This is a genomic window from Leptolyngbya sp. PL-A3 (genome assembly GCF_039962325.1).
In the GTDB taxonomy this organism is placed as follows: domain Bacteria; phylum Cyanobacteriota; class Cyanobacteriia; order Elainellales; family Elainellaceae; genus Vacuolonema.
The window spans coordinates 1-3014 of record NZ_JAMPLB010000146.1 but is presented as its reverse complement, the minus strand read 5'-3'; the positions used below and the strand labels follow the sequence as shown (position 1 = coordinate 3014).

The following is a 3014-nucleotide window of genomic DNA, read 5'->3' as shown; positions in this document are numbered from 1 at the left end:
CTCTAACTGCTCCAGGCTCTCCGTCACCGTGACTTGAAAAGGACGTCCTGTCATCGCCCATCACCTCAAAGAGGACTCTTCTAGTTTGGCGCAGCTTCATATTTGTTTGGTATCAGTTCCTCAGCAAGCTGGCGATAGTCCACCCATCCTGGCTTTGCTTTGGTGCCCGTCAGCAGCGTAACTTCTTGAAAATCGCCGTGCGATCGCAATATCTCAGCAACTGCCCTGGCATCATTGACAGGTTTCGATAGATTTCCCAATGATGGACTATCGTACTCGCCGATACCGATAACCAGGGCATAACGCTTCATGCTGCGACAGAACTGCTCAAACTTGCAGAATTCGATTCTTTTGGGTACGAGAATAACCTGTGTTTCGCCGGAATCGTACGATTGGGATCACAAAAATCACATTTTTGCTGACCAGATAAGGCCCAAAAAAGCAAAACTCAGCCAATTGGCCAAGTTCTGCTAAGACTACGCTAGAGATTCTGATCTATTCGAGACCAGGAAACATGATCCGCTTTGTGAGAATTCGCATCACTTCTCCGGGGTTGACCGTCGGAAGCTGCCGGGACCACTCCTCCGGGCGGGCATAGCCCAACTGGAACAGGGTCATCACACAAACATTCACGACCTGAGGGCTACCGATCGCCAGAAGCCTCAGGATCTCTGGAGAAGGGCGATCGCGTAAATCAATCAGCTGCTGAGAAGAAGACTCAGCTTGGATAGCAGACAAATCCAACTCAACAGTTTGCCTTGTTTCTGTCATCATGGTTGTGACTCTATAGCGTGAGTTGCCCAGTCCTCAAGTTTTCCAGGCTCAGGACTGGGCTTTGACATAGCTAGATAAGCTCCTCAAGAGAACCTATTCATCGCATGACTACTATCATTCTACGACAGTATTCATGAAACAAAGATAGTCTTCCCATGAGGGTGATACTGTCATGGAATGGGGATCATCAATGCCATTGCAGAGTTTTCAAAGGCTCAGGGCTGTAAAAACGCCTATGAGTTTTGGAAGATCACGGGCTTATCTCAGCCGACGGCTTACAGGCTCTACAACAACCCGGATGCTTTTCCCTCCAAGGAAACTCAGGAAGCTATCTGCAAGGCATTTAATGCTCAGCCTGGAGATTTTTTGCGCTATGTCCCTGAAGAAAATGAGGAAGAGTAGGGGGCGATGGGCTGATCTTCGAGGCAGACCGTCTTCTATAACCTTCACACCTTCTGGAGAAGGATGGGAATTCAGGGGAAGCGATCGCCCTCCTCACCCAACGCAAACTCATCAGAGCTACTCCCGAAGGCTACCGCTTCCGGGTCAAACTTACTCGATGGTGGTTTGCTCCCTGACCTGAGTTCAATGCTGGTAGTTGTAACCGGAACTTTACAAAGCTACTCAAAATTATCGATTGGGGTAAATTAGGGGTAAACTGCCAGCGCAGAAGCTAAAAAGCTTGTAAAATAGCACTTCTGGTCAGCTTCCCAAGCTGAACGTCGTGGGTTCGAGTCCCATCGTCCGCTTCCTTGTACTGTACAATTTGGAGCTCGCATTGTCAGTGGGGCGCTCTCGGGAGCCGCAGTAGGGGGCGGAGGTAGCAGTCTTTTAGGTGGTCTGGTAGCCGGTGTTGTCGGCGCAGTGGTGGGTACATTGGGCGGAGCGGCAGTGCGATCGCGGCTGGGCAAGGCCTTTGGTCGTGATCTGCCCGCTGCGTTGATCGAAGACGCCATTGCCATCGGTGGGGCGATTTTAGTTGTGGGGCTACTGCAATGAGCCAGTCTTTTGACGTACTGATCATTGGAGCCGGGCAGGCTGGGCCACCGCTGGCCGGGCGGTTGACCGCAGCAGGCATGACTGTGGCGCTGATTGAGAGACATCTGTTTGGTGGTACCTGTGTCAATACGGGCTGCACACCGACGAAAACACTGGTCGCTAGCGCCTATGCGGCTCACTTAGCCCGCCGCGCCGCTGGCTATGGCGTGATAATTCCGGGTGAGATCGGCGTTGATATGAAGCAGGTTAAGGCGCGCGCCGATGCCGTTGTGGCAAACTCTCGAAATAGTGTTGAGACTTGGCTGCGTAGCATGGACCGCTTGAGCGTGTTCCAGGGGCAGGCTCGCTTTGAGGACGTGAATACGCTGCGAGTCGGGAACAATCTCCTCACGGCACCGCAAATTTTTATCAATGTGGGAGGTCGTGCGCGGGTACCTGAGATGCCCGGTGTGCGGGAGATCAGTTATCTGACCAACACGTCTATCCTGGCGATGGATTGCCTTCCAGAGCACTTGGTGGTGGTGGGAGGGAGTTATATCGGGCTAGAGTTTGCCCAGATTTTCCGCCGCTTTGGGGCCACTGTAACTGTGGTTGAGAAAGGCCCATGCCTGATTGCCCGCGAGGATGAAGATGTATCTGTCGCGGTTCGGCAAATCCTCGAAGCCGAGGGCGTGCATATTCGCACGAGTGCAGAGTGTATTGCTTTTACCCCCCATCCAGACGGAGTCACGGTGCGTGTTGACTGCATTGAGGGAGCACCGGAGGTAATTGGCAGCCATGTGCTACTGGCGGTTGGACGGCAGCCTAACACCAACGATCTGGGCCTCGATCGCGCTGGCGTTGCCACAGATGCCCACGGCTATATCACAGTCGATGATCAGCTCCGCACCAATGTACCTGGCATTTGGGCCTTGGGCGATTGCAACGGTCGAGGCGCATTTACCCATACGTCTTACAACGATTTTGAGATCGTCGCGGCCAACCTACTGGATGGTGCGGCCAAAAAAGTGAGCGATCGCATCTCTGCCTATGCCCTCTATATTGACCCACCGCTGGGACGTGTGGGGTTGACCGAAGCACAGGCACGTGCATCGGGTCGCCCTCTGCTCATCGGTACAAGACCAATGAGGCGTTGCATAATGAGAATGATGCAGAGTTGAAAATGCTTTATGAATTGTCCTCATTGCACCAGCGACAGAATTGTTAAAAATGGGCATCGCAATGGTAAGCAAAGCTACTTG

Annotated in this window: 5 protein-coding genes, 1 tRNA gene and 1 pseudogene; 5 read left to right on the top strand and 2 right to left on the bottom strand. The window is 52.7% G+C overall.

Going from position 1 to position 3014, the window contains the following annotated elements:
- Positions 1–80: 80 nt before the first annotated feature.
- Both NDI52_RS34800 and NDI52_RS34795 read right to left on the bottom strand, forming a co-directional pair.
- Positions 81–311, bottom strand: a complete 231-nt coding sequence (locus NDI52_RS34800; RefSeq protein WP_348257207.1) for a caspase family protein — start codon at positions 309–311, stop codon at positions 81–83.
- A gap of 184 nt (positions 312–495) precedes the next feature.
- The gene (locus NDI52_RS34795; protein WP_348257206.1) at positions 496–774 is read right to left on the bottom strand and encodes a hypothetical protein; all 279 of its coding nucleotides are present in this window, start codon (positions 772–774) and stop codon (positions 496–498) included.
- 177 nt (positions 775–951) lie between these two features.
- Between NDI52_RS34795 and NDI52_RS34790 the strand changes: the two genes are divergently transcribed.
- The 5 genes and pseudogenes from NDI52_RS34790 to NDI52_RS34770 all read left to right on the top strand — a co-directional run bounded on the left by NDI52_RS34790 (position 952) and on the right by NDI52_RS34770 (position 2933).
- Positions 952–1176: a helix-turn-helix transcriptional regulator gene (locus tag NDI52_RS34790; RefSeq protein WP_348257205.1), complete on the top strand. Its 225-nt coding sequence runs from the start codon at positions 952–954 to the stop codon at positions 1174–1176.
- A 63-nt stretch (positions 1177–1239) separates the two neighbouring features.
- The gene (locus NDI52_RS34785) at positions 1240–1425 is read left to right on the top strand and encodes a hypothetical protein (RefSeq protein WP_348257204.1); all 186 of its coding nucleotides are present in this window, start codon (positions 1240–1242) and stop codon (positions 1423–1425) included.
- 13 nt (positions 1426–1438) lie between these two features.
- Positions 1439–1523: transfer RNA gene (locus tag NDI52_RS34780), tRNA-Ser, on the top strand.
- A pseudogene (locus tag NDI52_RS34775) lies at positions 1516–1773 on the top strand (DUF4126 domain-containing protein); the annotation flags it as partial. The gene NDI52_RS34780 and the pseudogene NDI52_RS34775, both read left to right, overlap by 8 nt.
- A complete protein-coding gene (locus tag NDI52_RS34770) occupies positions 1770–2933 on the top strand; it encodes an FAD-containing oxidoreductase (protein ID WP_242045908.1) in 1164 nt (387 codons plus the stop codon). The pseudogene NDI52_RS34775 and the gene NDI52_RS34770, both read left to right, overlap by 4 nt.
- Positions 2934–3014 lie beyond the last annotated feature (81 nt).